A 26,108-nucleotide genomic window follows, 5' to 3' on the forward strand; every position below is an offset into this window, starting at 1 on the left:
GGAGACCTAGGACCAGCGCCCGATGTGGAGGCGGGGTCGGGAAACCTATAACGGACGCATGTACGCGATCAGATTGCACGCTTTCGGTCCCGCCGAGAATCTCGTCTACGAGGAGGCCGAGGATCCCGAGCCCGGCCCCGGCCAGGTGCGCGTCGCCGTACGGGCGGCGGGGGTGCACCTCGTCGACACCACGTTGCGGGCCGGGAAGTACGCCGGCGGCCCGATCCCCGTCCCCGACCTGCCCACGATCCCCGGCCGGGAGGTCGCCGGGGTCGTCGACGCCGTCGGCCCCGGGGCCGATCCGGGCCTGATCGGCAGGCGGGTCGTGACCCACCTCGGGATGGTGCCCGGCGGATACGCCGAGCTGGCCGTACGGGATGCCTCGGCGATCCACGAGATCCCGGACGGCCTGGGCTACGGCGAGGCGGTGGCGATGATCGGCACCGGCCGGACCACCATGGGCATCCTCGACGTCGCGGAGATCCGGGCGGACGACGTCGTCCTGGTCACGGCGGCGGCCGGGGGCATCGGCAACCTGCTCGTGCAGGCGGCGGTGCGGGCCGGCGCGACGGTCGTGGGGCTCGCCGGCGGCCCGGCCAAGGTGAGCCGGGTGCGGGAGCTGGGCGCGCACCACGCCGTGGACTACACCGCTCCCGGCTGGCCCGACGAGGTGCGGGCGCTCCTCGGCGACCGGGAGGTCACGCTGGCGCTCGACGGCGTCGGCGGGACCATCGGGCGGGCGACGCTGGAACTGCTGGGCGTCGGCGGCAGGATCGTGCTGTTCGGCTGGTCGGACGCCGCGGGCGGCCCGACGGCGCTGACCACGGAGGACCTGTACCAGCGCGGCATCACCGCGGCGGTGGGGATCGGCCCGCGGGTGCTGAAACGGCCGGGCGGCCTGCGGGGCCTGGAGGAGCGTGCGCTGGCCGCGGCGGGGTCGGGCGCGCTGGTCCCGCTGGTGCAGAGCTTCCCGCTCAAGGACGCCGCCGCCGCGCACACGGCGCTGGAGACCCGCGCGACCACGGGCAAGGTCGTCCTCGTTCCCTAGGCGACCAGCACGGGGTGGGGGAGCACGGAGTTTTGGCAGTAGCCGAGGTCGTTCCAGGGGGTGGCCTCGGGCTGGGTGCGGCCGTGCTCGTCGGTGGCCCGCACCCGTACGACGTGGGCGCCGGGGGTGGGGTCCCAGGTGAACCGCCAGCGGGTCCAGAGGCCGGCGAGATCCGGGCCGTCGAGGACGGCGGGCCGCCAGGGGCCGTCGTCGATCCGGTAGTCGACGGCGGCCACGCGGTCCTCCCCGGCGTACGCCCGGCCGCGGATCGCCTGCGGGCCGGGGTGCAGCCGCGCGGGCCAGGGCAGCTCGACCAGGCTCGCGACCGGCGTGGAGGTGATCGGCACGGCCGGACGTCCGGGTCCGACGATCACGTAGTCCTCGGTGTTCCACGGCACGCGCAGTGGCCGGTCGGACACCTCGATCCGGCCCACCCACTTGATGCTCGCCGCGCCGAGCCAGCCGGAGACCACCACGCGGGCGGGGAAGCCGTGGTCGGGCGGCAGGATCTCGCCGTTCATGGCGAGCACGAGCAGGGTGTCGGGGGCCAGGGCCTTGGCAAGGGGCATCGGGCGGCGCCCGCGCGCCTCGTCGAGCCCTTCCGGCATCACCTCGACCGCGGCGTCCGTGAGGCCGGCCGGTTCGAGCAGGTCGCGCAGCGGAATCCCGGTCCACTCGGCCGTGCCGATGGCTCCGCGCCGCCACTGCACGCCCTCGAAGCGGTGGCCGTGCTCGGCGCCGAAGAGGGCGCGCCGGTTGCCCGCGCACTCCATGGTGCGGACGACGGACACGAGCGGGAACCGGCGCCACAGGTCGTCGTAGGTGTAGCCGATGGTCCGGCGCACGCCGCCGCCTTCCACGCGCAGCGTCCACGTTTTCGGTTCGACCCGTGGGGTCGGGGCGTGGTTGCGGACGAAGAAGCGGTCGATGGGGGTGATCAGGCCCGGCAGGCGGTCGGGCCGGGTGCCGTAGTCGAGGCCGGTGCCCGCGTCCTCCATGAGGTCGGCGCTGATCGGCTTCACCACCGCCGTGCGGATGTCGCGTGTCGTGCGCATCGGCCCTTTCCTTCCGGGCCGACGCGGTGACGGCCGTCAGCCCAGGTCGCGGCTCGCCCTGCGGGCCTGACGCTGTGCCCAGGACGCGAGGCGCGACCAGCGCCGGGCCGCGACCAGGCGGTTGGCGACGCGGGCGTCGTCGGCCTCGCGGTGCAACTCCGTGAGGCGCTCGGTGGCCAGGGAGTAGTCGTAGAACATCATTACCGTCCAGCTCGCCGTTGTAACTGTCTTAATTTTCTTAGGCAGTCACAAAGGTACGGCAAAGGGCCGTAACTGGTCAAGTTCGTTTGGACGGTTACGCGACCGGCGTGGGTAGGGGTCGCCGTATGGCAGAGATCGGATTCACACTCATGTCCGAGCAGTCGCCCGCCAAGGAGCTGGTGGAGGACGCCGTCGCCGCCGAGCGGGCGGGCTTCGACTACGCAGTCGTCTCCGACCACTACTTCCCATGGCTGGAGGAGATGGGCCACTCTCCGTACGCCTGGTCGGTGCTGGGCGCGGTGGCGCAGGCCACCGAACGGCTGCCGCTGATGACCTACGTGACGTGCCCGATCATGCGCTATCACCCGGCGGTGGTGGCGCAGAAGGCGGCCACGATGGGAGTGCTCAGCGACGGCCGGTTCACCCTCGGCGTGGGCGCGGGCGAGAACCTGAACGAGCACGTCGTGGGGCACGGCTGGCCGCCGGTCAACACGCGGCACGAGATGTTCCGCGAGGCCATCGAAATCATCAAGGAGCTCTTCCAGGGCGGCTATCGCAACTATCGCGGCGAGTATTTCGACATCGACTCGGCCCGCCTGTTCGACCTGCCGGAACGGCCGGTGCCCGTCGCGGTCGCCGCCTCCGGCGAGCAGTCGGTGGACATCGCGGCCGAGCTCGGCGACGGCCTCGTGGCGGTCGACCCGGACGGGCCGCTGGTGGGGAAGTTCGCCGCGTCCGGCGGCGAGGGCAAGCCCGTCTACGGCCAGCTCGCCGTCTGCTACGACCCTGACAGGGACGCCGCGGTCGAGCGCGCGCACCGCCTGTGGCGCTGGTCGGTGGCCGGCTGGAAGGTCATGGCGGAGCTGCCCGCGCCGGTCAACTTCGCCGCCGCCACCGAGACCGTACGGCCGGAGGACGTGGCCGGGAAGGTGCCCTGCGGCGCGGACGCCGGCGCCGTGGTCGAGGCCGTGCGGAAGTACACCGAGGCCGGCTTCACCCACATCGCGCTCGTGCAGATCGGACGGGAACGCCAGCGGGAGTTCTTCGAGTGGTCGGAGAAGGAGCTGCTCCCCGTCCTACGTGATCTTCAGACGTGAGATGACGTCGGGGCCTCCCGCCTCCAGGGGAGCGCGGGCAGGCCGCACCGCACCCGCAGGACCATCCAGAAGGCCGGGGCGAGCAGCAGCACGGCGACCAGCGCCCAGACGGTCTGGGTGTTGCCGACGCCGAACATCTTCAGCGCCGAGGCGAGCAGCACGAACGCCAGGACGCGGCGGATCAGCCCACCGGGGGCGCGCGAGGAGATCCGCGAGCCGAGGTAGACGCCGGGGATGGAGCCCACCAGCAGCGCGACCGTGACCGACAGCGTGAACTCGCCGAACAGCAGGTGCCCGAGCGCGGCCGACATGACGAGCGGCACGGCCTGGACCAGGTCGGTCCCGACGAGCTGGTTGGCCTTCAGCGCGGGGTAGAGCGCCAGCAGGGCCACGATGATCAGAGAGCCGGAGCCGACGGAGGTGATGCCGACCACCAGCCCGCCGACGGCTCCCACCAGCGCGGTCGGCAGCGGCCGTACGGCGACGGAGGGCATCTCGGTCGCGGCCGGTTCGCCGGGGGCGGCGGTGCGGCGGCCGGTCTCCGGGGTGCGGCCCTCGGCGCGGTCGCGCATCGCGAGGTAGCCGCGTACGGCCAGGCCCGCCGCCGCGATGAGCAGGGCGATGCCGAGACCCTTCTGGATCACCTCCTGCACGGCCTCGCCCCGGCCCAGCGCGCGGGCGATGAGCACTCCGCAGAACGCCGCGGGGACCGAGCCCGCGCACAGCCAGGCGACCAGTCGCAGGTTGACGGTTCCCCGGCGCAGGTGCACGAGGCTGCCCACCGGTTTCATGACGGCGGCGGCGACGAGGTCGCTGGAGACGGCGGCGAGGGGCGGCACGCCGAAGAACGTCACGAGCATGGGGGTCATGAGGGCCCCGCCGCCCATCCCGGTCAGGCCGACGACGACGGCGACCAGGAACGAGCCGATCGCCATGGTGTAGTCGAAATGCACCCGCTAACCCTACCTAACCCATCGGAATTACGGATACCCCCATCTGATGGTGAACCTTTCGTGCTTAACCGGTTCGGCCGATCACTCGCGGCGTACCCCGCGAGGGGCCGGTCACCCGCGTCCGGCCGGGCCTTCTCGCCGCACCGGAGACTTGTGGGGGTAGCGTAGGGATCACACAGGTGATCAGCCGTTGACGTGGTGGTCGCCCACCCAATACCTTGGCCGCACCTTATCCGGTTAAGTATGGTGATAGAGGGGCTGGGGATGCGGCGATGACCGTCCTCGCGGTGGACATCGGCGGCACGAAGTTCGCCGCCGCGGCCGTCGCGCCCGACGGAGAGATGCTGGCCCGCGCCGAGGTGCCGCTGGGCGGCCCGGGGTCGGCCGACCGCACGCTGTCGGAGGTCGTGGGCCGGATAACCGAGCGCGTGCCGCCCGCCCGGCTCGACGGCATCGGAGTGGGCTCGGCCGGGCCGCTCGACCCTCACAAGGGCACGGTCAGCCCGGTGAACATCCCGGCCTGGCGCGAGTTTCCGCTGGTCGACACGCTCGGCGAGGTGCTGCCCGGCCGGCCCGTACGGCTCGCCGGAGACGCCCAGTGCATGGCGCTCGGGGAGTGGTGGCGCGGCCTGGGCGGGGACGGCGCGGCCCGGAGCCGGGCCATGCTCGGCATGGTGGTCTCCACCGGCGTCGGCGGCGGCTTCGTCCTCGACGGCGTGCCGTACGTCGGCCCGACCGGCAACGCCGGGCACATCGGTCACATCACCGTCGATCCCGGCGGCGAGCCCTGCCCCTGCGGCGGCGTCGGCTGCGTCGAGACCATCGCGAGCGGGCCCGGCATGGTCCGCTGGGCCACCGCGAACGGCTGGACCGGTGCGGACGCCAGGGCGCTGGCCGCCGACGCCCGGGCCGGGCACCCCACCGCCATGACCGCCTTCCGGCGCGCGGCCGGCGCGCTGGCCACCGCCGTGCTCACGGCGTCCGCCCTGTTCGACCTCGACCACGTCGTCATCGGAGGGGGCGTGGCCGCTGCGGGGCCGATCCTGTTCGACCCGCTCAGGCAGGCGATCGAGAGGAACGCCGGGCTCGGCTTCCTGCGGCGCCTGCGGGTGGACCCGACCTCCCTGGGGCGCGACGCCGGGCTGTTCGGCGCCGCCGCCCTCGTCCTGCTGTAGGACGACGACCCGGCACCTTCTATATCGACGACATCAGGGCAGAGAAGGGGCAAAGGTACTCTGGAGTAACCGACAGGAATCGGGGGCCGGCCATGACGGGAACGCACAGGTGAAAGGCGCCACCGGTTCGACCGGCCCTCCACGCGGGGCGGTGCGGCCGGCCCCCGGCCTCTTGGCGGCGCTGCTCGACGGCAGCGGCGAAGGCATCGTGCTCTGCGACGCGGACGGCGTCGTGACGCTGGCCAACGCGGCGGCGGTCCGCCTGATGCCCGGAGTCGAGCCGGGCCTGCCCGCGCCCGCGCCGCTCGGCGCCGTCCCGTCCGCCCCCGACGGCCGGACCGTGATCCACGGCGGCCGGGCGATCCGGATACGCGCCGAGGCGGTCGGCGACGGCCGCCTCGCCTGGTATCTCGCCGACCTGGACGCGGCGCCGCGGACCGAGTTCCTGCTGGAGGCCGGCCGCCGCCTGTCCGCCTCGCTCAACCCGCGCCGGTGCGCCAGGGCCGCGACGGAGCTGGCCGCCGACTTCCTGTGCGACGTGGCGGTCGTGCTGCTGCCGGCCACCGTCCGCCGCCGGATGGAGTGGGTGCGCGCCGTCTCCGGACGGCCCGGCCCGGAGGAGGGCACCCTGCCGGTCGCCGAGGCGGCGCAGGTGCCCGGCCTGACCGACGCGCTCGCGGGCCTGCGGCACGGCACCTCAGGGCAGCATGCTCCGGGAGACACAGGGCAGCATGCCCCGGGAGGCACAGGGCAGCATGCCCCGGGAGGCACAGGGCAGCATGTCCCGGGAGACACAGGGCAGGACCCGGGCGGCGTCCCGGAGTGGCTGCTGCCGGAGGGGTTCGGGCCCGTGGGTCACCTGCTGGTGCTCCCGCTGCCCGGCAACGGTGTGCCCGCCGGGGCGATCGTGCTCGCCCGCCGCCCCGGGCGGTCGCCGTTCGACGACGACGACGAGAGGATGGCGCGCGACCTCGCGACCCGGGCCGGCGCCGCGATCTCCGCGGCCTCCCTGTTCCGGGAGCAGAGCGCGATCAACGCCATCCTGACCGGCGACCTGCTGCCGCCTGAGCTGCCGGAGATCGCGGGCATGCGGCTCGCCGGCCGGCTGCGGGCCTCGCAGCAGGCGGGCGCCATCGGCGGCGACTTCTACGACGTCTACCTGCCCGACACGGCTACAGACACGGCCCCCGACGACGGGATCGTGGAGCGGCCGCCGCTGGTCATCCTGGGCGACGTCTGCGGCAAGGGCGCCCGCGCGGCGGTCCTGGCCGGTCAGGTCCGGCACAGCCTGCGCACGCTGCTGCTGCTGGAAAGCCGCACCGACCGGCTGCTCGAACTGCTCAACCGGTCGCTGCTCGCCTCCCCGTCGCCGCACTCCTACGTGACGATGATCCTGGCCGCGCTGCGGACCGCACCCGGCGATCACGTGCTGGTGGACCTGGCGGTGGCCGGGCACCCGCCGCCGCTGGTCCTGCGCCGGGACGGCACGGTGGAGGAGGTCGCCGCACGGGGGTCCATCCTCGGCGTGTTGAAGCAGATCAGCCTGTGGCCCGCCACGCTCGACCTCGCGCCCGGCGAGGTGTGCCTGCTGTACAGCGACGGCATCACCGAGGCGTTCGGCGGCCCGGGCGGCCGGGAGATGTTCGGCGAGGAACGGCTGAAGGCGGCGCTCGCCACCTGCGCGGGAATGCCGGTCGAGGCCCTGGTGGAGCGCCTGGAACAGCTCAGCACCGAGTGGTTGGGCGGCGGTCTGGGCGGCGGTGTGGGCGGCGCTCCCGGCACCGGGTTGGGCACAGGGCCGCAGGACGACCGCGCCCTGCTTGCCGTACGGGCCGGGAGGCCGGGGTGATGACATGGTGACGATGGACCTGGCGGCGGTCACCGAGCGCTACCTGGACCTGATCGGCCGGGCCGACGAGTACGGCGCGGTCGACCTGGCCCTGGGTCTGATCGACGAGGGCGTGCCCGCCGAGGACGTGCTGCTGCGGGTCGTCGCCGCCGGCCAGCGCCGGGTGGGCGAGCTGTGGGCGTCGAACGAGTGGTCGGTCGCGCGCGAGCACGGCGCGACCGCGGTCAGCGAGCGCGTCGTGGCCGCCGTCAGTGGGCGCGTACGACCTGCGGCGACCCGCGGCCGGGTGGTCGTGGCCTGCGCCGACGGCGAATATCACGCGTTGCCTGCCCGCATCATGGCGGAGGTGCTGCGCCTGCGGGGATGGCGGGTCGACTTCCTGGGGGCCAGCGTGCCCGGCCCGCACCTGATCACGCACCTGCACCAGACCGGGCCCGACGTGGTCGCGCTCGGCTGCACGCTGGCCACCCGGCTGCCCCGCGCGCACGCCACCATCTCGGCCTGCCAGGCCGTGGGCGTTCCCGTGCTGGCCGGTGGGGCCGGGTTCGGCGCCGACGGCCGCTACGCCCGCCTGCTCGGCGCGGACGCCTGGGCGCCCACCGCCGATGCCGCGGCCGACCGGCTCGCCGCCGGGCTTCCGTCCTTCCCCGCCGCCCACGACGGCGGGGCCGCCGCGGCTCGTCTCGGCGGCGAGGAGTACGCCTACCTGGCCCGGCATCGCGCCGAACTGCTGTCGCGCGTCATGGACAGGCTCGGGGAGCACACCGGCGAGGATCTCGGTCACATCGCCGACTATCTGATCGCCGCGATGTACGTCCACGACTCCGTGCTGTTCACCGATTTCGTCACCTGGACCTGCCAGGTGACGGCGGCCAGGAACGTGCCCGCGGAGTCCGTCGTGCTCGGGCTGCGTGTTCTCCATGATTTACTGACCGACTGCCCCGACACCCGCGTGGTGCTGGACCAGGGCGTCGCCGCGGCACAGACGTGCTGTGCCCATCACTGTGCCCATCACTGTGCCGATCACTGTGCCGATCACTGTGCGGATCAACGAGCAGAGACGAGGGTCTGATGAAGGACACGCCCCCGTTCCAGGTCGAGTCGCTCACCCCCGAGCCCGGCACGGCGCGCCTGGTGATGACCGGCGAGCTCGACTACACCACGGCGGACGACGCGTCCGCGGAGGTGGCCAAGGCGCTCGCGGCGGGCGTCGGCGTGCTCGAATTCGACCTGGCGGGGCTGCAGTTCATCGACTCGTCGGGCATGGCGGTGGTGATGAACGCCTACATCGGCGCGCAGGAGCGCGGGACGGCCTTCCGGATCGTCGCCCTCACCCCCTATCTGCGCCATCTGATCGAGGTCGTCGCCCTCGACGACGTGCTCGACCTGCCCGGCTGAAATCCGGGCTGAAATCCCTGCTGATATCTGGGCTGAGACAATGGGCGGGTGAGCAGGCGTGCCGTCGCCGTCCGGATCGAGGGGATCGTGCAGGGGGTCGGCTTCCGGCCCTTCGTGTACGGCCTCGCCACGCGGCTCGGCCTCGCCGGGCTGGTCGGCAACGACGAGCGCGGGGTCTTCATCGAGGTCGAGGGCGGCAGCGCGCCGGTCGAGGAGTTCCTGGCCGCGCTGACCGGCGACCCGCCGCCGCTGGCGGTCATCGAGCGGATCAGCACGGCCCCGGCGCCCGTCACCGGCCGCAGCACCTTCGTGATCGCGCCGAGCACGGCCGGTGGGGACCGGCACGCGCTCGTCTCGCCGGACGTGGCGACCTGTGACGCCTGCCTGCGCGACCTGACCGACCCGGCCGATCGCAGGTGCGGCTACGCCTTCACCAACTGCACCGGCTGCGGCCCGCGTTTCACCATCGTCCGCGACGTGCCCTACGACCGGGCCAAGACCACGATGGCGGGCTTCCGGATGTGCGCGGACTGCGCCCGGGAATACCACGACCCCGGCGACCGGCGCTTCCACGCCCAGCCCGTGTGCTGTCCCGCCTGCGGGCCCGGCCTGCGCTTCGTGGGGCCCGAGGGCTCCGGTGACCCCGGCGCGGACCCGCTGGAGCGGGCCGTGCGGCTGCTGCGGGAGGGCGGCGTCCTGGCGGTCAAGGGACTCGGCGGCTACCACCTGGCGGCGCTCGCGGCGGACGAACCCGCGGTGGCCGCGCTGCGGTCGCGCAAGCACCGCGAGGACAAGCCGTTCGCGGTGATGGCCGGCGACGCGGCCGCGGCGCGGCGGCTGTGCGTGGTGGACCCGGCCGAGGAGCGCCTGCTGACCGGTGCCGCCCGCCCCGTCGTGTTGCTCCGGCGCCGGCCGGACGCACCCGTCGCGCCGTCCGCGGCGCCCGGCAACCGGTGGCTGGGGGTGCTCCTGCCCTACACCCCGCTGCACCACCTGCTGCTCCGGGCGTTGGGTGAGCCGATCGTGCTGACCAGCGGAAACGTGTCCGATGAGCCGATCGCCTACCGGGACGAGGACGCCCTGGAACGGCTCGGCGGCATCGCCGACGCCTTCCTGACCCACGACCGCCCCATCCACATCCGTACGGACGACTCGGTCGTACGGGTCTTCCGGGGCCGTGACCTGCCGATCAGGCGGTCGCGGGGATACGTGCCGCACCCGCTGCCGCTCGCCCGGGCCGCGCCGCGGCCCGTGCTCGCCTGCGGCGCCGAGCTGAAGCACACGTTCTGCCTGGTCAAGGACGACCGGGCGTTCGTCTCCCACCACATCGGCGACCTGGAGAACTACGAGACCCTGCGGTCGTTCACCGAGGGCGTCGAGCATTTCCGGCGGCTGTTCGACATCACGCCCGAGATCGTCGCCCACGACCTGCACCCCGACTATCTGTCCACCAAGTGGGCCCTCGACCAGGACGCGGACCTCGTCGGCGTGCAGCACCACCACGCCCACATCGCCTCCTGCCTGGCCGACAACGGCATCGGAGGCACGGTCGAAGGCATGGTCGCGGGCCCGGTCGTGGGAGTGGCGTTCGACGGGCTCGGCTACGGCTCGGACGGCACGTTGTGGGGCGGCGAGTTCCTCGTCGCCGACCTGGCCGGCTTCGAACGGGCGGGTCACCTCGCGCCGGTGCCGATGCCCGGGGGCGTGACCGCGATCCGGCAGCCCTGGCGCATGGCGGCCGCCTATCTCGATCTCGCCTACGACGGCGACGTCCCGGAGGACCTGGACGTCGTACAGCGCAACGCCGGGCAGTGGGCGGCCGTCGTCGCGCTGGCCCGCCGGGGTGTCGACTCGCACCTCACCTCCAGCATGGGCCGCCTGTTCGACGCCGTGGCGGCCGTCGCGGGCGTCCGCGACGCGATCACCTACGAGGGCCAGGCCGCGGTCGAGTTCGAGCAGCTCGCCGATCCCGCGGTGGACGACGCGTACACCTGCGGCCTCGTCGAGACGGGCTCGGGGTTCGCCGTGCCGGGTGCGGCGCTGGTCCGCGCGGTCGCCGACGACCTGCGGGCCGGTGTGCCGCGCGACGTCGTCGCCGCGCGGTTCCACAACGCCGTGGCCCGCGTCGTCGCCGACGGCTGCGCCCTGATCCAGGCGGCCTGCGGCCTGTCCACGGTCGCGTTGTCCGGCGGGGTGTTCCAGAACCTGCTGCTGCTCGGCCGGGCCGTGACCCTGCTGGAGGAGCGCGGCTTCACGGTGCTCACCCACCACCGCGTCCCCCCGAACGACGGCGGCGTCAGCCTCGGTCAGGCCGCCGTCGCCGCCGCGATGGCGGCGAACTCGCCGATCAGCGGGGTGCGGCGGGAGCTGTCCCAGGCCAGGCACACCTGGTTGGGCGGGATGTCGGCGACCGGCACGTAGGTGACGTCGGGCCGGGTGTAGAAGGTCACCACCGACAGCGGCAGGACGACGATGCCGTGACCCGCGGCGATGTGTTCGAGCTTCTCCTCCACGGCGTGGAAGACCGGCGCGGGGCGACGCGGAGCAGAGCCCCGCAGCTCGGTCGCGACGTCGCGCCATTCGGGAACGGCGTCGGGGTTCTGGAGGAGGTGCTCGTCGGCGAGGTCGGCGATGCCGATCGCGTCCTTGCCCGCCAGACGGTGACCGGCGGGCAGCACGGCGACGCGCGGCTCGTCCATGAGCGGCCGCACGCGCAGCCCGCGCTGGTCGATCGGCAGGCGCACATAGCCGATGTCCACCCGCCCGTCGCGGATGGCGTCGGCCTGGTCGTCCCAGGTCGTGCGGACCACCTCCACCGTCAGCCCGGGGTGGCGTTCGCGCAGCGCCCGGACGGCCGGAGTGACGATCAGCCCGGGCATGAATCCCACGGTGAAGGTGTCGGCGCCGCGTGCGGCGCGGCTGACGCGCCGGCGCAGCGCCTCGGCCGAGGCCAGCAGCGGGCGGGCGTCGGCGAGCAGTTGCTCGCCCGCGCGGGTGAGCTCGGTGGCCCGCCTGTCGCGCGCGAAGAGCTGCACCTTCAGCTCGCTTTCCAGCGCCCGGATCTGGCGCGACAGCACGGGCTGCGCGATGTGCAGCGCCTCGGCCGCCCGCCCGAAGTGCAGCCGCTCGGCGACCGCGACGAAATATCGGAGCTTCCGGAGATCGACGTCCACCAGCGCATCCTCCCGCCTCTGATGCCCTCAGGGTATTACAGGCGAGGCAGAGGGTCTTGGACGGCGGCGGCGGAGCGGGCCCATCCTGAGGGGGTTGAGATCCCCTAACCACAAGGACGAGTCATGGATCTGCAGGGGCAGCGCGTCGTCGTGCTCGGCGGCACGTCGGGCATCGGACTGGCCACCGCGGAGTCGGCCGCGCGACAGGGCGCCGCGGTCACGGTCGTCTCCAGCAGGCCCGCCAGCATCGAGCGGGCGCTGAGCCGGCTGACCGGCCACAATGGGGGCGGCTGCGTCGGGCGTGTCGCCGACCTCACCGACGCCAGGGCCGTGAGCCGGCTCTTCGAGGACCTCGGCGAGTTCTCCCACCTCGTCTACACGGCCGGTGAGCCGCTGACGATGATGCCGGTGGACACGCTCGACCTCGACGCGGCGCGCGACTTCTTCGGGCTGCGTTACTTCGGCGCGCTGGGAGCCGTCCGCGCCGCCCTGCCGTACCTGCGCAAGGACGGCTCGATCACCCTCACGACCGGCATCGCCAAGGACCGGCCGGGTGCCGGCTGGGCGGTCGCGGCGAGCATCTGCGGCGCCATGGAGGCGCTGACGAAGGCACTGGCCGTCGAGCTCGCGCCCATCAGGGTGAACGTCGTGTCGCCCGGCTTCGTACGGTCGCCGCTGTGGTCGGCGATGGGGGAGGAGGAGCGCGAGCGGATGTACGCCGGCATCGGCGCCGCGATCCCGGCGGGGCGGGTCGGCGAGGTCGAGGACATCGCCCGCGCCTACGTGTTCCTGATGACGGAGCCGTTCGCCACCGGAACCGTCCTCACCGTGGACGGCGGGAACGTGCTGGTCTGATCTGCCGCGCTCAGCAGATCCGGGGCAGCGGGTCGCCGACCAGCACGTCGACGATCCGGGTGCCGCCGAAGGCGGTTTTGAGCAGCACCAGGCCGGGGGGGTCGTCCTGGACGCGGCCGACGATCGCGGCGCCCTCGCCGAGCGGATGGCTCCGCAGCGCGGCGAGCGCGGGCGCGGCCGCGTCCCCGGCCACGACCGTGACCATCCGGCCCTCGCAGGCCACGTAGAGCGGGTCGATGCCCAGCAGCTCACAGGCCCCGCGTACGGCGGGCCGCACGGGCACCGCGTCCTCCTCGACCACGACGGCGACGCCGGAGGCGCGGGCGATCTCGTTCAATATCGTCGCGACGCCGCCCCGGGTGGCGTCCCGCAGGCACCGCACTCCTCCGCCGACGGCGGCCCGGAGGGCGGCGACCAGGCCGTTGAGCGGGGCGGTGTCCGACGTCACGTCGGCCTCGATGTCCAGCTCGCCCCTGGCCAGCATGATGGTGACGCCGTGCTCGCCGATCGGGCCGGACACGAGGACGGCGTCGCCGGGCCGGGCGTGTGCGACGCCGAGGCGGACGTCCCCTTCCACCAGGCCCACCCCGGCCGTGGTGACGTAGCACCCGTCGGCCTTGCCGCGCTGCACCACCTTGGTGTCCCCGGTCACGATCGACACCTCGGCCGCCGCGGCGGCCCGCGCCATCGACGCGCTGATCCGCCGCAGGTCCTCGACCGGGAAACCCTCCTCCAGGACGAAGCCGGCCGACAGGTAGAGCGGCCGGGCCCCGCACACCGCCAGGTCGTTCACGGTGCCGTTGACGGCGAGGTCGCCGATGTCGCCGCCGGGGAAGAACAGCGGGGAGACCACGTAGGAGTCGGTCGTGAACGCGAGCCGCGCGCCGCCCGCGCCGAAGACCGCGCCGTCCTCCAGCGGTTCGAGCAGCGGGTTGCGGAACGCGTCGAGGAACACCGCCTCGATCAGGGTCTGGGTCGCCTTGCCGCCGGCGCCGTGGGCCATCGTGATGTGCTCCTCGCGCACGCGGGCCTTCCGCTGCCGGGCGCGGTCGATGCGTTCGAGGACCTGTTCCTCGCGGGTCGCCCGGGTCTCGGTCACCGGGTCGCCTCCCTCACCCGCTGCCGGGAGAACCGGCCGAAGTTGTAGTAGGCCGCGCAGGCGCCCTCGGACGACACCATGCAGGTGCCGATCGGCGTCTCCGGCGTGCAGGCCGTGCCGAACACCTTGCACTCCCACGGCTTGAGCACGCCCTTGAGCACCTCGCCGCACTGGCACGCCTTCGGGTCGGCCACCCGGTTGCCGGGGATGTCGAACAGCCGCTCCGCGTCGTACGCCGCGTATTTCTCCCGCATGCGCAGCGCCGAGTGCGAGATGAAGCCGAGGCCGCGCCACTCGAAGTAGGGCCGCAGCTCCATCACCTCGGTGACGGCCCGCAGCGCCCTGACGTTGCCCGCCCACGGCACGACCCGGGCGTACTGGTTCTCGACCTCCGACCGGCCCTCGGCGAGCTGGAGCAGCAGCATGTAGACCGACTGGAGGATGTCCAGCGGCTCGAAACCCGCCACGACCAGCGGCTTGCCGTAGTCGTGGGCGATGAACTCGTACGGCCGGCAGCCGATGATCGTGGAGACGTGACCGGGACCGATGAAGCCGTCGAGACGCAGGTCGGGCGAGTCCAGGATCGCCTTGATCGCGGGAATGATCGTCACGTGGTTGCAGAAGACCGAGAAGTTCCGCACGCCCTCGGCCGCGGCCCGCAGCACGGTCATGGCGGTCGACGGCGTGGTGGTCTCGAACCCGATGGCCATGAAGACCACCTGGCGGTCCGGCTCACGGCGGGCGATCTTCAGGGCGTCCAGCGGCGAGTAGACCATGCGGATGTCGGCGCCCCGGGCCGTGGAGTCGAAGAACGACCCCTGCCCGCCTGGCACCCGCATCATGTCCCCGAACGACGTCATGATCACGCCGGGCCGTTCGGCGATGTGGATCGCGTCGTCCACCCGGCCCATCGGGATCACGCAGACCGGGCATCCGGGGCCGTGCACCAGCGTGATCGTCTCGGGCAGGTAGTCCTCCAGCCCGTGCTTGTAAATGGTGTGGGTGTGGCCGCCGCACACTTCCATGAACGTGTAGGCGCGGCCCGGCTCGCACAGGCTCGCGATCCTGGCGGACAGCGCCCGCGCCTTGTCCGCGTCGCGATACTCGTCGACGAAACGCACCGCCGCTCACCTCTCAATCGACGAGTCGCGCAGCGCCGCCAGCTCGTCCTCGTACGCCTGGCCGATGCCCTCCAGGAACTCCAGCGCGGCCCTGGCCTCGGCCTCGTCGATCTTCGACAGGGCGAAGCCGACGTGGATCAGGACCCAGTCGCCGGGCCGCAGCGGCCGGCCGTCGAGCAGGCCGATGTTGACGACCCGCCGCACCCCGCTCACGTCGACCCTGGCGAGGTCAGTCTGACCGGGCGGGATCTCTACGATCTCGCCCGGAATGCCCAGGCACATAGGACACCTCCGCAGTGGTGCCGGGGTCGAGCTGGATGGATTCGAGGACGAGGCTGTCCCCGCCCTCGCTGTCGATGTCGATCCCGCCGCACAGGCCGCAGATCGTGAGCGGGTCGGTGCTCAGGGCGGAGTGCCCGCAGCCCCGGCAGATGAGCCGTACGGGCTCGATGACCAGGTCGAGCGTCGCGCCCTCGGCCACCGTGCCGGCGGAGGCCAGGCAGAACGCCTGGTCGAGGGCCTGCGGGGCGATGCGTAGCAGCGCGCCCGCCCGCACCCGGGCCCGGCACACCCGCCTGCCGTCGGCCCGGCGCTCCACGGCGTCGAGCACGGCCTCGGCGATCCCGAACTCGTGCATCCGGGTCACATCCTTCTGATCCGCAGATAGCGCCGGATGTCGGGCAGCGACTGGACCACCAGCGCGGCCACCACGGCCGCCAGCAGCACGAGGACCAGGCGTTTCAGCATTCCCCCGCTCAGCATCCCCTCGCCTCCTTCGCGAACTCTTTCGTGATGAGTGCGAGCACGAGGTCGGCGGCCTTGGGGACGGCCGCGGCCACCGGCGGGCTCAGGTCCATCCCCGGCGTCACGTCGGCCGGCTCACAGCCGACCAGCAGGACTTTGCCGCCCCACGGGAGATCGAGGCCGGAGACCAGGGTGAGGACGGCCTCGGGCGTCATCGCGTGCGCGTCCACGAAGGTCGGCCCCGCGTCCGACGAGGCGGGCTCCACGACGCTGAGCGTGCCGGGGGCACGTCCCGACGGGGCCGCGTCGACGAGGATCGTGAGGTCGTATCCCGAGGTCAGCTCGTAGGCGAGATGGATCCCGCGGATGCCGAAGTCGCCGACCTCCACCCCGTCGGGCACACCGGTGGCGGAGAGGCGGCGGGCCACCGCCACGCCGAAGCCGTCGTCGCCGAGGAAGACGTTGCCCACGCCGGCCACCAGTGTTCTCATACCGGTTCTCATAGGGGTTCCACCTCGTCCGGAGCGAAATAGAAGAACCGCCGCTGCTCGCGCTGCAGGTCGGAGCCGGGGTCGTCCTCCAGCGTGACGGCCAGGTGGCGCACGCCGTCCACGTCGAGGAACACCGCCTCGACCAGGGCGGTCCGCCCGGCCAGGAACATGTCCTGCGCGTCGGCGCGGCGGTGGCCCGGCCGCAGCCGCACCCGGCTGCTCCTGGCGATCCGCACCCCGGCCACGGTCACGGACTCGTCCTCCGACGTCGTCCGCGCGGGGACCTCCAGGTGACGGATGGCGCCGTGGAGCCGTTCGAGCAGCTCCGGCGGCAGGTCGGCGGCCCGTTCGAGGATCTCGGCGGCGCGCGGGTCGGTGATCCGGGCCTCCCGCTTCTCCTCCTCCGTCAGGGTCAGCGTGCGCAGCGTGAGGAGCTCGTCGATCTCGGTCGAGTCGAACAGGTCGCCCGGGCTCTCCGGCGCGATGGCCGGGTGGTCGTACAGGATGATCGGCGAGGACAGCACGACGTCGCGGTGGCCGGCCTCGCCCACCAGCACCGGCCAGGTGTTCTCGTTGCGGCACTGCCGCGCCGCCGCCTCGGCCCACATCGGCGGGTCGAGCAGCGAGACGAAGGCCCCTCCGCTCACCCCGATCAGCAGGTGGGCGGCGACCAGCGAGCGGCGCAGGGCCTCCTCGCGCGGCGCGTCCGCCCGCTCCCAGTGGGAGGTGTTCTCCACCTCGACCCGCAGCCGCACCAGCCCGTACGGCCCGGGCAGCCGTTCGGCGGAGATCCGCAGCTCCGCGTCGAGAGGCTGGTGCTCGCAGACGATCCGGCCGGTCCGCTCGCCGTCGGGGCCGGCGATGTTCTCGATGACGCGGTCGCCCAGCACCCGGACCTCGATCGTGCACGGCCTGGCCGTCACGCGGGCCAGGGACACCGTGGTGCGGGCCTCCCGCTCGGTGGCCTCGTCGAAGCTCAGGTAGTCGCGCCCGCCGACGGTCAGCTTCGGCACGGGCCAGTAGCCGTCGTCCTCCTCCCGTTCGACCGTCCTGCTCCTGACGTGCAGGAACCGCAGCCGGACGTCGATCCGGGCGTCTCCCGGGGCCTCAAGCAGGCACTCGGTCACGCTGCCCGACGGCTCGCCGGGGTAGTTCGGCGGCACGAGCACGCCGAACTGCCAGCGCATGCGGTTCTTGGCGGCCGAGGCGCGATAGGGGTAGAGCAGGTAGCCCTCGTACAGCACGGCGTCCGCGACGCGGCGGGCCGCCTCCATCGGCACGGTCACCGTGCTCCCTCCCTCATGCCCGCCTCTTTCATGCCCGCCTCTTTCAGCAGGGCCTCCACCGCCTCGTCGACGGTGGCGAGGACCCGTTCCGACTTGAAGCGGAGAAGTTCGCGTACGGTGTCGCGGCGCAGCCGCAGCCACCCGGAGCCGGGAAAGGCGGTGTCGATCGTCTCGCGCCACACCGCGACCGGCAGGCGGTGGCGGGTCTCGCAGTGCCAGGGGACCTGCCGCATGCTCACCCCGCCGCCGGAGCGGGCCAGCACAGTGCCGCTGAACAGCAGCAACAGCGGGATCTCGCCGTCGTCCAGCGAGGCGAAATATCGGCCCGCGGCCACCTCCAGGTCATATCCGCACGGCACGGGCAGGTCGATCTCCGTGCTCGCGGTGAAGGCGGGCACCATCGCCTGCGCCATGGCGAACTGCACCGGCCGCAGCGTGTCACCCCACCGGGCCGGCACCCCGAACAGGTCCGCCAGCAGCGCCGCCTCCTCCGGCCCGTACGGCCTGCGGTGCGGCTCGATCCTGATCTGGCAGCGCAGCGCGATGGCGTGGACGCCCTCGGGGGAGGGGTCCTCGACGCGCAGGCGGAAGACGAGCGTCGGCGAGGCCGCGTACGGCTCGGGCCGGGCGTCCAGGCAGTCGAAGCGGAGACCGTCGTGCAAGGTCAAACCTCCTTCAGAACGCGGGCCCGCCGGCGCAGGGCGGCGAAGAAACCGTCGATGGCCTCCCATGCCTCCCGCCCGCCGTCGAAGCCCTTCCAGTGCAGCCTCACGAGGCCGACGAGCCGATAGCAGGCGTCGATCGGCACGAGATGGCAGGAGAACCAGCCGTCGGGAGCCCGGTCCACCAGCAGGGCCTCGACGTCGGGCTCGGCGTCCGCCAGCTCCGGGTTGGCCGCCAGCACCCGCTCCCATGTGGCGAGCGGGAGCAGCGATTCGGTCGCCCCGGCCGGGCTGGGATAGAAGGCCACGGTCCGGCCGAGCGAGGAGTTGTGGAAGAAGAACGCCGTACGCACGGGGATGCCCAGCTCGTCCCACTCCGCGGGGGAGACCCGGAAGGACGGCGCATAGCGGAAGCGGCCGGGCACGGCGCGATAGCGCCCCTGCCCCGGCCGGGCGAACAGCAGGCGGCAGCCCCGGCAGGCGCACAGCAAGGCCCGGGTCTCCAGGTCGACGACATGCCCGTGCTCGGCCTCCAGGGGTTCGGCGCACATCTCGCACCGCTCCACCTGGACCGTCTCGGTCCCGGAGGAGCGGAAGCGGCGCAGGCCGGTGCTCATGACGGGCGCCTGCCGATCTGCAGCAGCGGCCTGGCATCGGCGCTCTCGACGTCCACCCGCGTCACCTCGGGGGCCACCCGGGCGATGGCGTGCTCGATCGACTCGGTGACCGCCGCCCGTGACGCGGGGCAGCCGCAGGCCCCCTCCAGGCGCAGCCGTACGACGCCGTCCTCGACGCCCAGCAGCTCGGCCCCGTGCCCATGCGGGTGGCCGTCGAGCGCGGCACGCACCCGCTCGGCGGTGGTGAGCGGATGGAGGTCGTGCAGCACGAGCAGGCCCGAGACCAGCGGGTCGTCCACCAGGGCGCGCAGCGTGCCGGCCGCCCCGGTCTCGGTGACGATCGCCATGACCCGTTCGAGGCCCGCGCCGTACAGGCCGACGATCTCCCGCACGAGCTCCTCCGCAGTGGTGCGGGCCCCGGCGTCCATCAGTGCGCCGAGCAACCGCTCGACGCGCTCGCCCGTCCCCGCGACGTCGTGGGTCATGGTGTCGTGGGTCATGGTGCCGTGGGTCATGGTGTCGTGGGTCATGGCGTCCCCGTGAACGCGTGCGGGCTGTGCACCACGCGCAGTTGCCTGCCTCGGCCGAGATACATGTGGACGCCGCAGGGCAGGCACGGGTCGAAGCTGCGGACCGTGCGCATGATGTCGATGCCCTTGAAGCTCTCCGGCGGGTTCTCCTCGAAGATCGGCGTGTTCTGCACCGCGTCCTCGTACGGCCCGGGCGTGCCGTACGAGTCGCGCACGCTGGCGTTCCACGGCGTCGGCGGATACGGGTGATAGTTGGCGATCTTCCCGTCCCTGATCACCATGTGGTGCGACAGCACGCCCCGCACGGCCTCGGTGAAGCCGCAGGAGATCGCCTCGTCGGGCACGGTGAACGGTGACCAGGTCTGGGTGTGTCCCTGGCGGACCTCGCCCAGCGCCTGCTCCGCGAAGTGCAGTGCGCACGCGGCGGCGTACGCCTGGAAGTACGTCCTGGCCCGGTTGCGCTCGATCGCGTTGGACAGCGGCTCGCCGTTCCACTGCGGAATCCGCCACTCGAACGTCTGCTCCGGCCGGGTCGCCGTCCTCGGCAGGTTGATCTCCACGCTGTGGCCGGTGGACCTGACGTAGCCGATGTCCACCAGGCCCGACAGGGCGGTGATCCACAGGCGGGCGAGCGGGCCGCCGCCGGTGTCGAGCGCGAGCAGGTCGCGCCCGTCGAACCAGCGCGGCGACATCACCCAGCTGTACTTGTCGCCGAAGTCCCGCTTCTGCGGGTGCGGGATCGTGTGCTGGTTCCACGGATGGCGGATGTCCACCGGGTTGCCCAGCGGGTCCTCGGTGACGAACGGCTCCTGGCCGGCCCAGTCGTCGTAGTAGGAGCTGCCCAGCAGGATGCGGATGCCGAGGTTGATGTCCACCAGGTCGTTGGTGACGAGTCGCCCGTCCACCACCACGCCCGGGGTGACGAACATCTTCCGGCCCCAGGCGTTCATGGTGCGGTAGTCGAAGGTGCAGTGCGCGGGGTCCTGGAAGCTGCCCCAGCAGCCGAGCAGCACCCGCCGCCGGCCCACCTGCTCGTAGCCGGGCATCGCCTCGTAGACGAAGTCGAACAGGTCGTCGTGCATCGGGACGACCCGCTTCATGAACTCGACGTAGCGCATCAGCCGGGTGAGGTAGTCGGTGAAGACCTGCACGGTCGCCGCCGTCCCCACCCCGCCGGGGTAGAGCGTGGAGGGGTGCACGTGCCTGCCCTCCATCAGGCAGAACATCTCGCGGGTGGTGCGGCTCATCGCCAGCGCCTCGCGGTAGAACTCGCCCTCAAGCGGGTTCAGCGAGCGCATGATGTCGGCGATCGTGTGATATCCGTGGTCGGCCGCGTGCGGGGCCTCGGTGCGCTCGGCCCGCGCCAGCACGCCCGGGTTGGTCTCGCGGACCATCTTCTCGCAGTAGTCGACCCCGACCAGGTTCTCCTGGAAGATGTTGTGGTCGAACATGTACTCGGCCGCCTCGCCGAGATTGATGATCCACTCGCCGATGGGCGGCGAGCACACGCCGTACGCCATGTTCTGGGCGTACACGGAGCAGGTCGCGTGGTTGTCGCCGCAGATCCCGCAGATGCGGCTGGTGATGAAGTGGGCGTCGCGCGGGTCCTTGCCCTTCATGAAGATGCTGTAGCCGCGGAACACCGACGAGGTGCTGTAGCACTCGGCGACCTCGCGGTTGGCGAAGTCGACCTTGGCGTAGATGCCGAGGCTGCCCACGATCCTGGTGATCGGGTCCCAGGCCATCTCGACGAGTTCGCGTTCCTGGGTCATGATCATCTCTCCGTCGTCCAGCCCTGGGGGGCCTGGTAACCGGTGAGCAGCTCGCGGCCCTTCCTGCGCCACTTCGGCTCCTTGTCGACCGTCTTGAGCGTGATGCCGCGCAGCCTCCGGATCACCGCGCCGTATCCCACGCTCACGGTGGAGGAGACGCGGGCGCCGGGCGGCTCGTCCATGAACGGCATGAACTTGTCGGGGAAGCCCGGCATCGTGCAGGCGATGCAGATGCCGCCCACGTTGGGGCAGCCGCCGACGCCGTTGATCCAGCCGCGCTTGGGCACGTTGCACTTCACGACCGGGCCCCAGCAGCCGATCTTCACCAGGCACTTCGGCGAGCCGTACTCGGTGGCGAACTGGCCCTGCTCGTAGTAACCCGCCCGGTCGCAGCCCTCGTGCACGGTCTGGCCGAACAGCCAGGTGGGGCGCAGCTTGTCGTCCAGCGGGATCGTCGGCGCCTGCCCGGCGAGCTGATAGAGCAGATAGAGGATCGTCTCCGACAGGTTGTCGGGGTGGATCGGGCAGCCGGGCACGTTGACGATGGGCAGCCCGGCCTTCGACCGCCAGTCCCAGCCCAGGTAGTCGGCCACGCCCATCGCCCCGGTCGGGTTGCCCGCCATCGCGTGGATGCCGCCGTACGTCGCGCAGGTGCCGGCGGCGAGCACGGCGGTCGCCTTGGGCGCGAGGCGGTCGAGCCACTCGCTGGTCGTCATCGGCTGACCGGTGTCGGGGTTGTTGCCGAACCCGCACCAGTAGCCCTCGCTCTTGATCGACTCGTTGGGGATCGAGCCCTCGATGACCAGCACGAACGGGTCGAGCTCCCCGCGGTCGGCCTTGAAGTACCACTCGATGAAGGTGTCCGCGCCCTGCATCGGGCCGCACTCGAAGTCGATCAGCGGCCAGTGCACCGCTACCTTGGGCAGGCCGGGCAGCGCGCCGAGCACGATCTCCTCGATGCTCGGCTGGGTCGCGGCCGTGAGCGCGACCGAGTCGCCGTCGCAGCTCAGCCCGGCGTTTATCCACAGGATGTGGACGACGGGTTCCTTCTCACCCTCATGCGCTGTTTCTCCGTCATGCGCTGTCTCTCCGTCATGCGCTGTCATCGTTGTCACCGGCCTTCGCCAGGGCGTGCTGGGTGAGCTCCCAGAGCGCGTGATAGACGGTCGTCTGGGCCTCCTGGATCCGGTGGACCGAGGCCGAGGGCACCACGAACAGGTGGTCGATGGTGCCGAGCTCGGCCATCTGGCCGCCGTCGTAGCCGGCCAGGCCGACCGTGAGCATGCCGCGCCGGCCGGCCTCCTCGAACGCGGCGACGAGGTTGCGCGAGTTCCCGCTGGTCGACAGGCCCAGCGCGATGTCCCCCGCGAAGGCGGACGCCGCGAGCTGCCGGGCGAAGACCACCTCGAAGCCGATGTCGTTGGCCAGCGCCGTCACGACCGCGATGTCGGCCGTGAGGGCGAACGCCGGCAACGGACGCGCCGTGTCCCCGTTCATGCCGCCGTTCATGCCGCTGTTCATGCCGACGTTAAGGTGGCCGGGGTTCATGAAGAGCGTGGCCACGTCCTGGGCGTCGGTCGAGCTGCCTCCGTTGCCGAACGCGAACAGCCGGGCGCCCGCAGCGAACGACTCCGCCATCGCCGCGGCGCAGGCGGCGATCCGGTCGCCGTCGTGCTCCAGCACCGTACGGCGCAGGGTGACGATCTCGTCGACCTTCTCCACCGTCGACTGGCGTACGGAGGACATCACCGCGTCGAGGTCGGTGGACTGGGAGTAGAGGAACGGGTAGAGCGCCTCCATGTCCTCGGTCACGGCTCCGTCCCCCTCACGACCGCGATGGCCTCCTTGGCGTGCACCAGGATCGTGTCGCCGGGCTCGGCCTCCACCAGGGCGACGCTGACCACCTCCCGGCTGTGTTCCCTGCTGGGGCCGGTGTCGACGAGGGCGAGGTCGCGTTCCAGGAGCCGTACGACGGTCACCGCGACCGCCTCGTCCGAGCAGGTGACGCACGTCTCGTCGTGGCAGCTCATGAGACGACCCGTGGATCCAGCACGCCGGGCTGCTCGAAGAAGACGTGCACCAGCTCCCAGAGGACGTGATAGGTGGTGACGTGCACCTCCTTGACCACACGGGGATCGGCGGAGCGCGCGATCAGGACGTGGTCGACGGCCGGGCTGCGCCCGATCGGGCCGCCGTCGTCGCCGCCGGTCAGCGCCAGCGTGAGCAGGCCGAGCCGGTGCGCCGCCTCCAGGCCCCTGAGCACGTTCACGCAGCGGCCGTCGGAGGAGATGCCGAGCGCGATGTCCTGCGGCGCGGCGAGCCGGTGGAGCTGGTGCGCGAAGACCTCGTCCAGGCCCGCCGTCGCGGCCACCCCCGTGATCGTCGCCACGTCGCTCGTGAGGGAGAACGACGGCAGCGCCCGCTTGCCCACGATCACCGGGTGGACGAACTCCACCGAGATGTGCTGGGCGTCGGTGGCGGCCTCGCCGTTGCCGAAGACGATGAGCCTGCCGCCGCCGTGGAAGCGCGTCGCCATCGCGTGGCACGCCCTGGCCACCACGTCGGCCTCGTCGGCGAGGCCGAGCGCCGGCCCCACGCGGCGGGCGAACACCTCCGGAACACGTGCAAGGACCGCCTGGTCCATCGCGGACCACTTCCCCCGGATCGGTCGAACCCCTGGTTAACGACCGTACGCCGCGCTGTGACGGGGGGAATCAACAGATGTCGGTGATTTCGCAAAGACCATTACAGTCCGGGCATGACAGTCCGGGCATGCCGATGGCCCCGGTCGTGCCGGGGCCATCGATCACCTGCGCTGAGCTATCCGACGCTTCTGCGGCGGTACAACGCCACGGCCGCCACGACGCCGACGGCGGCGAGGGCCACCTGGATGATCAGCTCGATCCAGTCGATCCCTGGGGTGGTGGCGACTCCCAGACCTCTGGCGATCGCCGAGCCGATGAGAGCGGCGATGACACCGATGATCATGGTCATCCAGATGGGAATGGCCTGACGCCCGGGAACGACCAGCCGGCCGAGAGCGCCGATGATGAGTCCGATGATTATGGCGGAAATGATGCCGCTGACGGCCATGCTGCCACCCTCCTTGTGTTCGGCTGCCTCCCTTCTGCCCAGGCGAAACCGGACAAAACACGACAAAACCGGAGGATTAGGAGCCCGCGATGCGGTTCTCCCAGGCCCAGGCCGCGATCTCGACCCGGTTGCGCAGGCCGAGCTTGGCCTGGATGCCGGCCACGTGGCTCTTGACCGTGCTCAGCGAGATGAACAGCTCGGCCGCGATCTCCTGGTTCGTACGGCCCCGGGCGACGGCCCTGACGACCTCCAGCTCCCGGTTGGAGAGCGGATGGTCCGTCCCGCCGGGGGCCGGCATCCGGGCCGTCAGGTGGCGCAGCAGCCGCAGGGTGACCGAAGGGGAGACCAGAGCGTCCCCCTGGTGGGCGGCCCGCACGGCCTCCACGAGCAGGGCGGGGCCGCAGTCCTTCAGGACGAAGCCGGTCGCGCCCGCCCGCAACGCGCCGTAGACGTACTCGTCCAGGTCGAACGTGGTGACCACGACCACCCGCAGCGGGTCGGGCACGCCCGGCCCGGCCAGCGCCCGGGTCACCTCGATGCCGTCGAGCTTGGGCATCCGCACGTCCACCAGACAGACGTCCGGACGCAGCCGCCGGGCCGCCTCCACGGCCTCGGCGCCGTCCGACGCCTCGGCCACCACGTCGATGTCGGGCTGGTCCTCCAGGATCAGCCGCAGGCCGCCGCGGACCATCGCCTGGTCGTCGGCGACCAGCACCTTGATCGTCATCGGCGGGCCCGCTCCCACGAAGGCCGGGGAACGGGCACGGGCAGTGTGGCGAGCACCGACCAGCCGGACCCGGGACGCGGCCCGGCGCGCAGCGTGCCGCCGAGCGCCTCGACCCGCTCGCGCATGCCGATGAGGCCATACCCGCCGCGCTGGTGGTGCCGCGAGGGGCCCCGCGGCGAGTCGTCGGCGACCTCGACGGTGAGCGTCTCGCGGTCCCGTTCCACCTCGACCCTGACCGAGCGGGCCTGCGGGGCGTGGCGGGAGATGTTGGTCAGCGACTCCTGCACGACCCGATAGACCGTGGCGGCCACCTCAGGAGGCCACGTCGCCGTCTCCTCCTCGCCCGGCAGCCGCATCCGCACCGTGCGGCCGCCCGCCTCGAAGCGTTCGACCAGCCCGCCCAGCTCGCCCGGGATGGTGGTTTCCACGGGCTCGTCCGGGTCGCGCAGCAGGCCGACGACGCGGCGCATCGCGGCCAGCGCGTCGGACCCGGCCGCCTCGATGTCGGCCAGCGCGTCGTCCGCCTTCTCCGGGCTCTTCCGCGCGACCAGCCGGGTGGCCTGGGCCTGCAGCACGATGCCGGTGACGTGGTGGGCGACGACGTCGTGCAGCTCGCGGGCGAGCCTCAGCCGTTCCGCCCGGCGCACCCCCTCGGCGACGGCCCGTCTGCGGGCGTCGAGCAGCCGCGGGCACAGCCCGGCCACGACGGCGGCGGCCCAGAGCAGGACGTTCATGAAAGTGACCGAGGGCACCGCGGCGGCGAACGTGTGCGCCGTCAGCACGCTTCCGGCGGCCACGGCCAGCCCGCCGGCCGCCACGGTGCAGGCCGTACGGACCGGCAGCGCCCTGACCGCCGCGCCCACCAGCACCGCCAGGCCGAGGGCCATCGCGGGACCGGGCTCGCTGGGCAGATCGGCGAACCTGGCGGCCAGGACGGCGGTCGCGGCGACGGCCAGACCGGCCACGGCCGTCCGGGCCGGGTCGAACCGGCGGGCCAGGGCGATCGCGCACACCACGGCGCCGGCGGCGCAGTCGAACCGCCAGTAGCCGCCACCCCAGCTGTCGGCGATCCGGAAAGCCCAGAAGGCCAGCACCACGGCGAAGATCACGCCGAGTGCGGCGTCGGACGCCCATCTCCCTACACGCATCGGCCTACGCACAT

At 72.4% G+C, this 26,108-nt stretch carries 30 protein-coding genes; 8 read left to right on the forward strand and 22 right to left on the reverse strand.

The features are described 5' to 3' along the window. Positions 1-58 precede the first annotated feature (58 nt). Positions 59-1,048 (forward strand): zinc-binding dehydrogenase, encoded by a 990-nt coding sequence (locus FLX08_RS21655; protein ID WP_142620711.1) that lies wholly within the window; start codon positions 59-61, stop codon positions 1,046-1,048. Here FLX08_RS21655 and FLX08_RS21660 read toward each other — a convergent pair. After that, a complete protein-coding gene (locus tag FLX08_RS21660) occupies positions 1,045-2,103 on the reverse strand; it encodes a sulfite oxidase (protein ID WP_142620712.1) in 1,059 nt (352 codons plus the stop codon). The two genes, FLX08_RS21655 and FLX08_RS21660, sit on opposite strands and share 4 nt — an antisense overlap. Before the next feature lie 36 nt (positions 2,104-2,139). Continuing rightward, on the reverse strand, positions 2,140-2,304 hold the full coding sequence (locus FLX08_RS40740; RefSeq protein WP_167530513.1) for a hypothetical protein: 165 nt from the start codon (positions 2,302-2,304) through the stop codon (positions 2,140-2,142). A 125-nt stretch (positions 2,305-2,429) separates the two neighbouring features. Here FLX08_RS40740 and FLX08_RS21665 point away from each other — a divergent pair, with 125 nt between their 5' ends. Next, on the forward strand, positions 2,430-3,401 hold the full coding sequence (locus FLX08_RS21665) for an LLM class F420-dependent oxidoreductase (RefSeq protein WP_142620713.1): 972 nt from the start codon (positions 2,430-2,432) through the stop codon (positions 3,399-3,401). On the opposite strand, the gene FLX08_RS21670 is transcribed toward FLX08_RS21665, so the two are convergent. Beyond that, positions 3,392-4,336 carry a sulfite exporter TauE/SafE family protein gene (locus FLX08_RS21670; protein WP_142620865.1) on the reverse strand — a complete coding sequence of 315 codons (945 nt, stop codon included), beginning with the start codon at positions 4,334-4,336 and terminating at the stop codon, positions 3,392-3,394. The two genes, FLX08_RS21665 and FLX08_RS21670, sit on opposite strands and share 10 nt — an antisense overlap. Positions 4,337-4,626: 290 nt before the next feature. On the opposite strand from FLX08_RS21670, the gene FLX08_RS21675 reads away from it, so the two are divergent. The 5 genes from FLX08_RS21675 (at position 4,627) to hypF (ending at position 11,197) form a co-directional block, all read left to right on the forward strand. Beyond that, positions 4,627-5,529 (forward strand): ROK family protein, encoded by a 903-nt coding sequence (locus tag FLX08_RS21675; RefSeq protein ID WP_142620714.1) that lies wholly within the window; start codon positions 4,627-4,629, stop codon positions 5,527-5,529. Between the two features lie 109 nt (positions 5,530-5,638). Then, on the forward strand, positions 5,639-7,378 hold the full coding sequence (locus FLX08_RS21680; protein ID WP_142620715.1) for a SpoIIE family protein phosphatase: 1,740 nt from the start codon (positions 5,639-5,641) through the stop codon (positions 7,376-7,378). Between the two features lie 4 nt (positions 7,379-7,382). Next, positions 7,383-8,450, forward strand: coding sequence for a cobalamin B12-binding domain-containing protein (locus FLX08_RS21685; protein WP_142620716.1), 1,068 nt, complete (start codon positions 7,383-7,385; stop codon positions 8,448-8,450). Next, positions 8,450-8,776: an STAS domain-containing protein gene (locus FLX08_RS21690; protein WP_142620717.1), complete on the forward strand. Its 327-nt coding sequence runs from the start codon at positions 8,450-8,452 to the stop codon at positions 8,774-8,776. Before FLX08_RS21685 ends, FLX08_RS21690 begins: the two co-directional genes overlap by 1 nt. Positions 8,777-8,824: 48 nt before the next feature. Further along, on the forward strand, positions 8,825-11,197 hold the full coding sequence (gene hypF / locus FLX08_RS21695) for a carbamoyltransferase HypF (RefSeq protein ID WP_142620718.1): 2,373 nt from the start codon (positions 8,825-8,827) through the stop codon (positions 11,195-11,197). On the opposite strand, the gene FLX08_RS21700 is transcribed toward hypF, so the two are convergent. Then, positions 11,083-11,949: a LysR family transcriptional regulator gene (locus FLX08_RS21700; protein WP_142620719.1), complete on the reverse strand. Its 867-nt coding sequence runs from the start codon at positions 11,947-11,949 to the stop codon at positions 11,083-11,085. The two genes, hypF and FLX08_RS21700, sit on opposite strands and share 115 nt — an antisense overlap. A 123-nt stretch (positions 11,950-12,072) precedes the next feature. Between FLX08_RS21700 and FLX08_RS21705 the strand changes: the two genes are divergently transcribed. Beyond that, on the forward strand, positions 12,073-12,804 hold the full coding sequence (locus FLX08_RS21705; RefSeq protein ID WP_142620720.1) for an SDR family oxidoreductase: 732 nt from the start codon (positions 12,073-12,075) through the stop codon (positions 12,802-12,804). A gap of 10 nt (positions 12,805-12,814) precedes the next feature. Here FLX08_RS21705 and hypE read toward each other — a convergent pair whose 3' ends face one another. The 18 genes from hypE to FLX08_RS21790 form a co-directional block, all read right to left on the reverse strand. Further along, positions 12,815-13,903 (reverse strand): hydrogenase expression/formation protein HypE, encoded by a 1,089-nt coding sequence (gene hypE, locus FLX08_RS21710; RefSeq protein WP_280117123.1) that lies wholly within the window; start codon positions 13,901-13,903, stop codon positions 12,815-12,817. Continuing rightward, on the reverse strand, positions 13,900-15,024 hold the full coding sequence (hypD, locus tag FLX08_RS21715) for a hydrogenase formation protein HypD (protein WP_142620721.1): 1,125 nt from the start codon (positions 15,022-15,024) through the stop codon (positions 13,900-13,902). Before hypD ends, hypE begins: the two co-directional genes overlap by 4 nt. A 6-nt stretch (positions 15,025-15,030) precedes the next feature. Further along, positions 15,031-15,306: a HypC/HybG/HupF family hydrogenase formation chaperone gene (locus tag FLX08_RS21720; RefSeq protein WP_142620722.1), complete on the reverse strand. Its 276-nt coding sequence runs from the start codon at positions 15,304-15,306 to the stop codon at positions 15,031-15,033. Then, entirely contained in the window at positions 15,254-15,661 is a 408-nt protein-coding gene (locus tag FLX08_RS21725) for a hydrogenase maturation nickel metallochaperone HypA/HybF (protein ID WP_142620723.1), read from the reverse strand. Before FLX08_RS21725 ends, FLX08_RS21720 begins: the two co-directional genes overlap by 53 nt. A 5-nt stretch (positions 15,662-15,666) precedes the next feature. Next, a complete protein-coding gene (locus tag FLX08_RS43410; RefSeq protein WP_425280633.1) occupies positions 15,667-15,786 on the reverse strand; it encodes a DUF6893 family small protein in 120 nt (39 codons plus the stop codon). Beyond that, positions 15,780-16,259, reverse strand: coding sequence for a hydrogenase maturation protease (locus FLX08_RS21730; protein WP_142620724.1), 480 nt, complete (start codon positions 16,257-16,259; stop codon positions 15,780-15,782). Before FLX08_RS21730 ends, FLX08_RS43410 begins: the two co-directional genes overlap by 7 nt. Positions 16,260-16,267: 8 nt before the next feature. Beyond that, positions 16,268-17,545, reverse strand: a complete 1,278-nt coding sequence (locus tag FLX08_RS21735) for a hypothetical protein (protein ID WP_208761575.1) — start codon at positions 17,543-17,545, stop codon at positions 16,268-16,270. Next, entirely contained in the window at positions 17,542-18,207 is a 666-nt protein-coding gene (locus FLX08_RS40745) for a DUF6084 family protein (RefSeq protein WP_167530514.1), read from the reverse strand. Before FLX08_RS40745 ends, FLX08_RS21735 begins: the two co-directional genes overlap by 4 nt. Before the next feature lie 2 nt (positions 18,208-18,209). Further along, positions 18,210-18,824 (reverse strand): DUF5947 family protein, encoded by a 615-nt coding sequence (locus FLX08_RS21745; protein WP_142620725.1) that lies wholly within the window; start codon positions 18,822-18,824, stop codon positions 18,210-18,212. Next, positions 18,821-19,354: a NifU family protein gene (locus tag FLX08_RS21750; protein WP_142620726.1), complete on the reverse strand. Its 534-nt coding sequence runs from the start codon at positions 19,352-19,354 to the stop codon at positions 18,821-18,823. The genes FLX08_RS21745 and FLX08_RS21750 overlap by 4 nt, the downstream gene beginning before the upstream one ends. Further along, on the reverse strand, positions 19,351-21,126 hold the full coding sequence (locus FLX08_RS21755; protein ID WP_244312801.1) for a nickel-dependent hydrogenase large subunit: 1,776 nt from the start codon (positions 21,124-21,126) through the stop codon (positions 19,351-19,353). Before FLX08_RS21755 ends, FLX08_RS21750 begins: the two co-directional genes overlap by 4 nt. Positions 21,127-21,128: 2 nt before the next feature. Then, a complete protein-coding gene (locus tag FLX08_RS21760) occupies positions 21,129-22,232 on the reverse strand; it encodes an NADH-quinone oxidoreductase subunit B family protein (protein WP_142620728.1) in 1,104 nt (367 codons plus the stop codon). Further along, positions 22,219-22,938 carry a D-sedoheptulose-7-phosphate isomerase gene (locus tag FLX08_RS21765; protein WP_167530515.1) on the reverse strand — a complete coding sequence of 240 codons (720 nt, stop codon included), beginning with the start codon at positions 22,936-22,938 and terminating at the stop codon, positions 22,219-22,221. The genes FLX08_RS21760 and FLX08_RS21765 overlap by 14 nt, the downstream gene beginning before the upstream one ends. Further along, entirely contained in the window at positions 22,935-23,156 is a 222-nt protein-coding gene (locus FLX08_RS21770; protein WP_142620729.1) for a HypC/HybG/HupF family hydrogenase formation chaperone, read from the reverse strand. The genes FLX08_RS21765 and FLX08_RS21770 overlap by 4 nt, the downstream gene beginning before the upstream one ends. Continuing rightward, on the reverse strand, positions 23,153-23,770 hold the full coding sequence (locus FLX08_RS21775) for a D-sedoheptulose-7-phosphate isomerase (protein ID WP_142620730.1): 618 nt from the start codon (positions 23,768-23,770) through the stop codon (positions 23,153-23,155). Before FLX08_RS21775 ends, FLX08_RS21770 begins: the two co-directional genes overlap by 4 nt. Positions 23,771-23,946: 176 nt before the next feature. Continuing rightward, positions 23,947-24,219 carry a GlsB/YeaQ/YmgE family stress response membrane protein gene (locus FLX08_RS21780; protein ID WP_142620732.1) on the reverse strand — a complete coding sequence of 91 codons (273 nt, stop codon included), beginning with the start codon at positions 24,217-24,219 and terminating at the stop codon, positions 23,947-23,949. A gap of 76 nt (positions 24,220-24,295) precedes the next feature. Continuing rightward, complete coding sequence (locus tag FLX08_RS21785; protein WP_142620734.1) at positions 24,296-24,946, reverse strand: response regulator; 651 nt, start codon at positions 24,944-24,946, stop codon at positions 24,296-24,298. After that, a complete protein-coding gene (locus tag FLX08_RS21790; protein ID WP_142620736.1) occupies positions 24,943-26,094 on the reverse strand; it encodes a sensor histidine kinase in 1,152 nt (383 codons plus the stop codon). Before FLX08_RS21790 ends, FLX08_RS21785 begins: the two co-directional genes overlap by 4 nt. Between the last annotated feature and the right edge of the window lie 14 nt (positions 26,095-26,108).

The organism is Microbispora hainanensis (assembly GCF_006874475.1).
Lineage (GTDB): Bacteria > Actinomycetota > Actinomycetes > Streptosporangiales > Streptosporangiaceae > Microbispora > Microbispora hainanensis.

What these genes read in the sequence shown, in the direction of transcription:
- FLX08_RS21670 (WP_142620865.1), bottom strand. Translation starts at nt 4,336, where the DNA reads ATGGCGATCGGCTCGTTCCTGGTCGCCGTCGTCGTCGGCCTGACCGGG.
- FLX08_RS21655 (WP_142620711.1), top strand. Translation starts at nt 59, where the DNA reads ATGTACGCGATCAGATTGCACGCTTTCGGTCCCGCCGAGAATCTCGTC.
- FLX08_RS21685 (WP_142620716.1), top strand. Translation starts at nt 7,383, where the DNA reads ATGGTGACGATGGACCTGGCGGCGGTCACCGAGCGCTACCTGGACCTG.
- FLX08_RS21690 (WP_142620717.1), top strand. Translation starts at nt 8,450, where the DNA reads ATGAAGGACACGCCCCCGTTCCAGGTCGAGTCGCTCACCCCCGAGCCC.
- FLX08_RS21755 (WP_244312801.1), bottom strand. Translation starts at nt 21,126, where the DNA reads ATGACCCAGGAACGCGAACTCGTCGAGATGGCCTGGGACCCGATCACC.
- FLX08_RS21750 (WP_142620726.1), bottom strand. Translation starts at nt 19,354, where the DNA reads ATGACCCACGACACCATGACCCACGGCACCATGACCCACGACACCATG.
- FLX08_RS21760 (WP_142620728.1), bottom strand. Translation starts at nt 22,232, where the DNA reads ATGACAGCGCATGACGGAGAGACAGCGCATGACGGAGAAACAGCGCAT.
- FLX08_RS21675 (WP_142620714.1), top strand. Translation starts at nt 4,627, where the DNA reads ATGACCGTCCTCGCGGTGGACATCGGCGGCACGAAGTTCGCCGCCGCG.
- FLX08_RS21790 (WP_142620736.1), bottom strand. Translation starts at nt 26,094, where the DNA reads ATGCGTGTAGGGAGATGGGCGTCCGACGCCGCACTCGGCGTGATCTTC.
- FLX08_RS21665 (WP_142620713.1), top strand. Translation starts at nt 2,430, where the DNA reads ATGGCAGAGATCGGATTCACACTCATGTCCGAGCAGTCGCCCGCCAAG.
- FLX08_RS21745 (WP_142620725.1), bottom strand. Translation starts at nt 18,824, where the DNA reads ATGAGCACCGGCCTGCGCCGCTTCCGCTCCTCCGGGACCGAGACGGTC.
- FLX08_RS21720 (WP_142620722.1), bottom strand. Translation starts at nt 15,306, where the DNA reads ATGTGCCTGGGCATTCCGGGCGAGATCGTAGAGATCCCGCCCGGTCAG.
- FLX08_RS21770 (WP_142620729.1), bottom strand. Translation starts at nt 23,156, where the DNA reads ATGAGCTGCCACGACGAGACGTGCGTCACCTGCTCGGACGAGGCGGTC.
- FLX08_RS43410 (WP_425280633.1), bottom strand. Translation starts at nt 15,786, where the DNA reads ATGCTGAGCGGGGGAATGCTGAAACGCCTGGTCCTCGTGCTGCTGGCG.
- FLX08_RS21660 (WP_142620712.1), bottom strand. Translation starts at nt 2,103, where the DNA reads ATGCGCACGACACGCGACATCCGCACGGCGGTGGTGAAGCCGATCAGC.
- FLX08_RS21785 (WP_142620734.1), bottom strand. Translation starts at nt 24,946, where the DNA reads ATGACGATCAAGGTGCTGGTCGCCGACGACCAGGCGATGGTCCGCGGC.
- FLX08_RS21725 (WP_142620723.1), bottom strand. Translation starts at nt 15,661, where the DNA reads ATGCACGAGTTCGGGATCGCCGAGGCCGTGCTCGACGCCGTGGAGCGC.
- FLX08_RS21780 (WP_142620732.1), bottom strand. Translation starts at nt 24,219, where the DNA reads ATGGCCGTCAGCGGCATCATTTCCGCCATAATCATCGGACTCATCATC.
- FLX08_RS21705 (WP_142620720.1), top strand. Translation starts at nt 12,073, where the DNA reads ATGGATCTGCAGGGGCAGCGCGTCGTCGTGCTCGGCGGCACGTCGGGC.
- FLX08_RS21730 (WP_142620724.1), bottom strand. Translation starts at nt 16,259, where the DNA reads ATGAGAACACTGGTGGCCGGCGTGGGCAACGTCTTCCTCGGCGACGAC.
- FLX08_RS21775 (WP_142620730.1), bottom strand. Translation starts at nt 23,770, where the DNA reads ATGGACCAGGCGGTCCTTGCACGTGTTCCGGAGGTGTTCGCCCGCCGC.
- FLX08_RS40740 (WP_167530513.1), bottom strand. Translation starts at nt 2,304, where the DNA reads ATGATGTTCTACGACTACTCCCTGGCCACCGAGCGCCTCACGGAGTTG.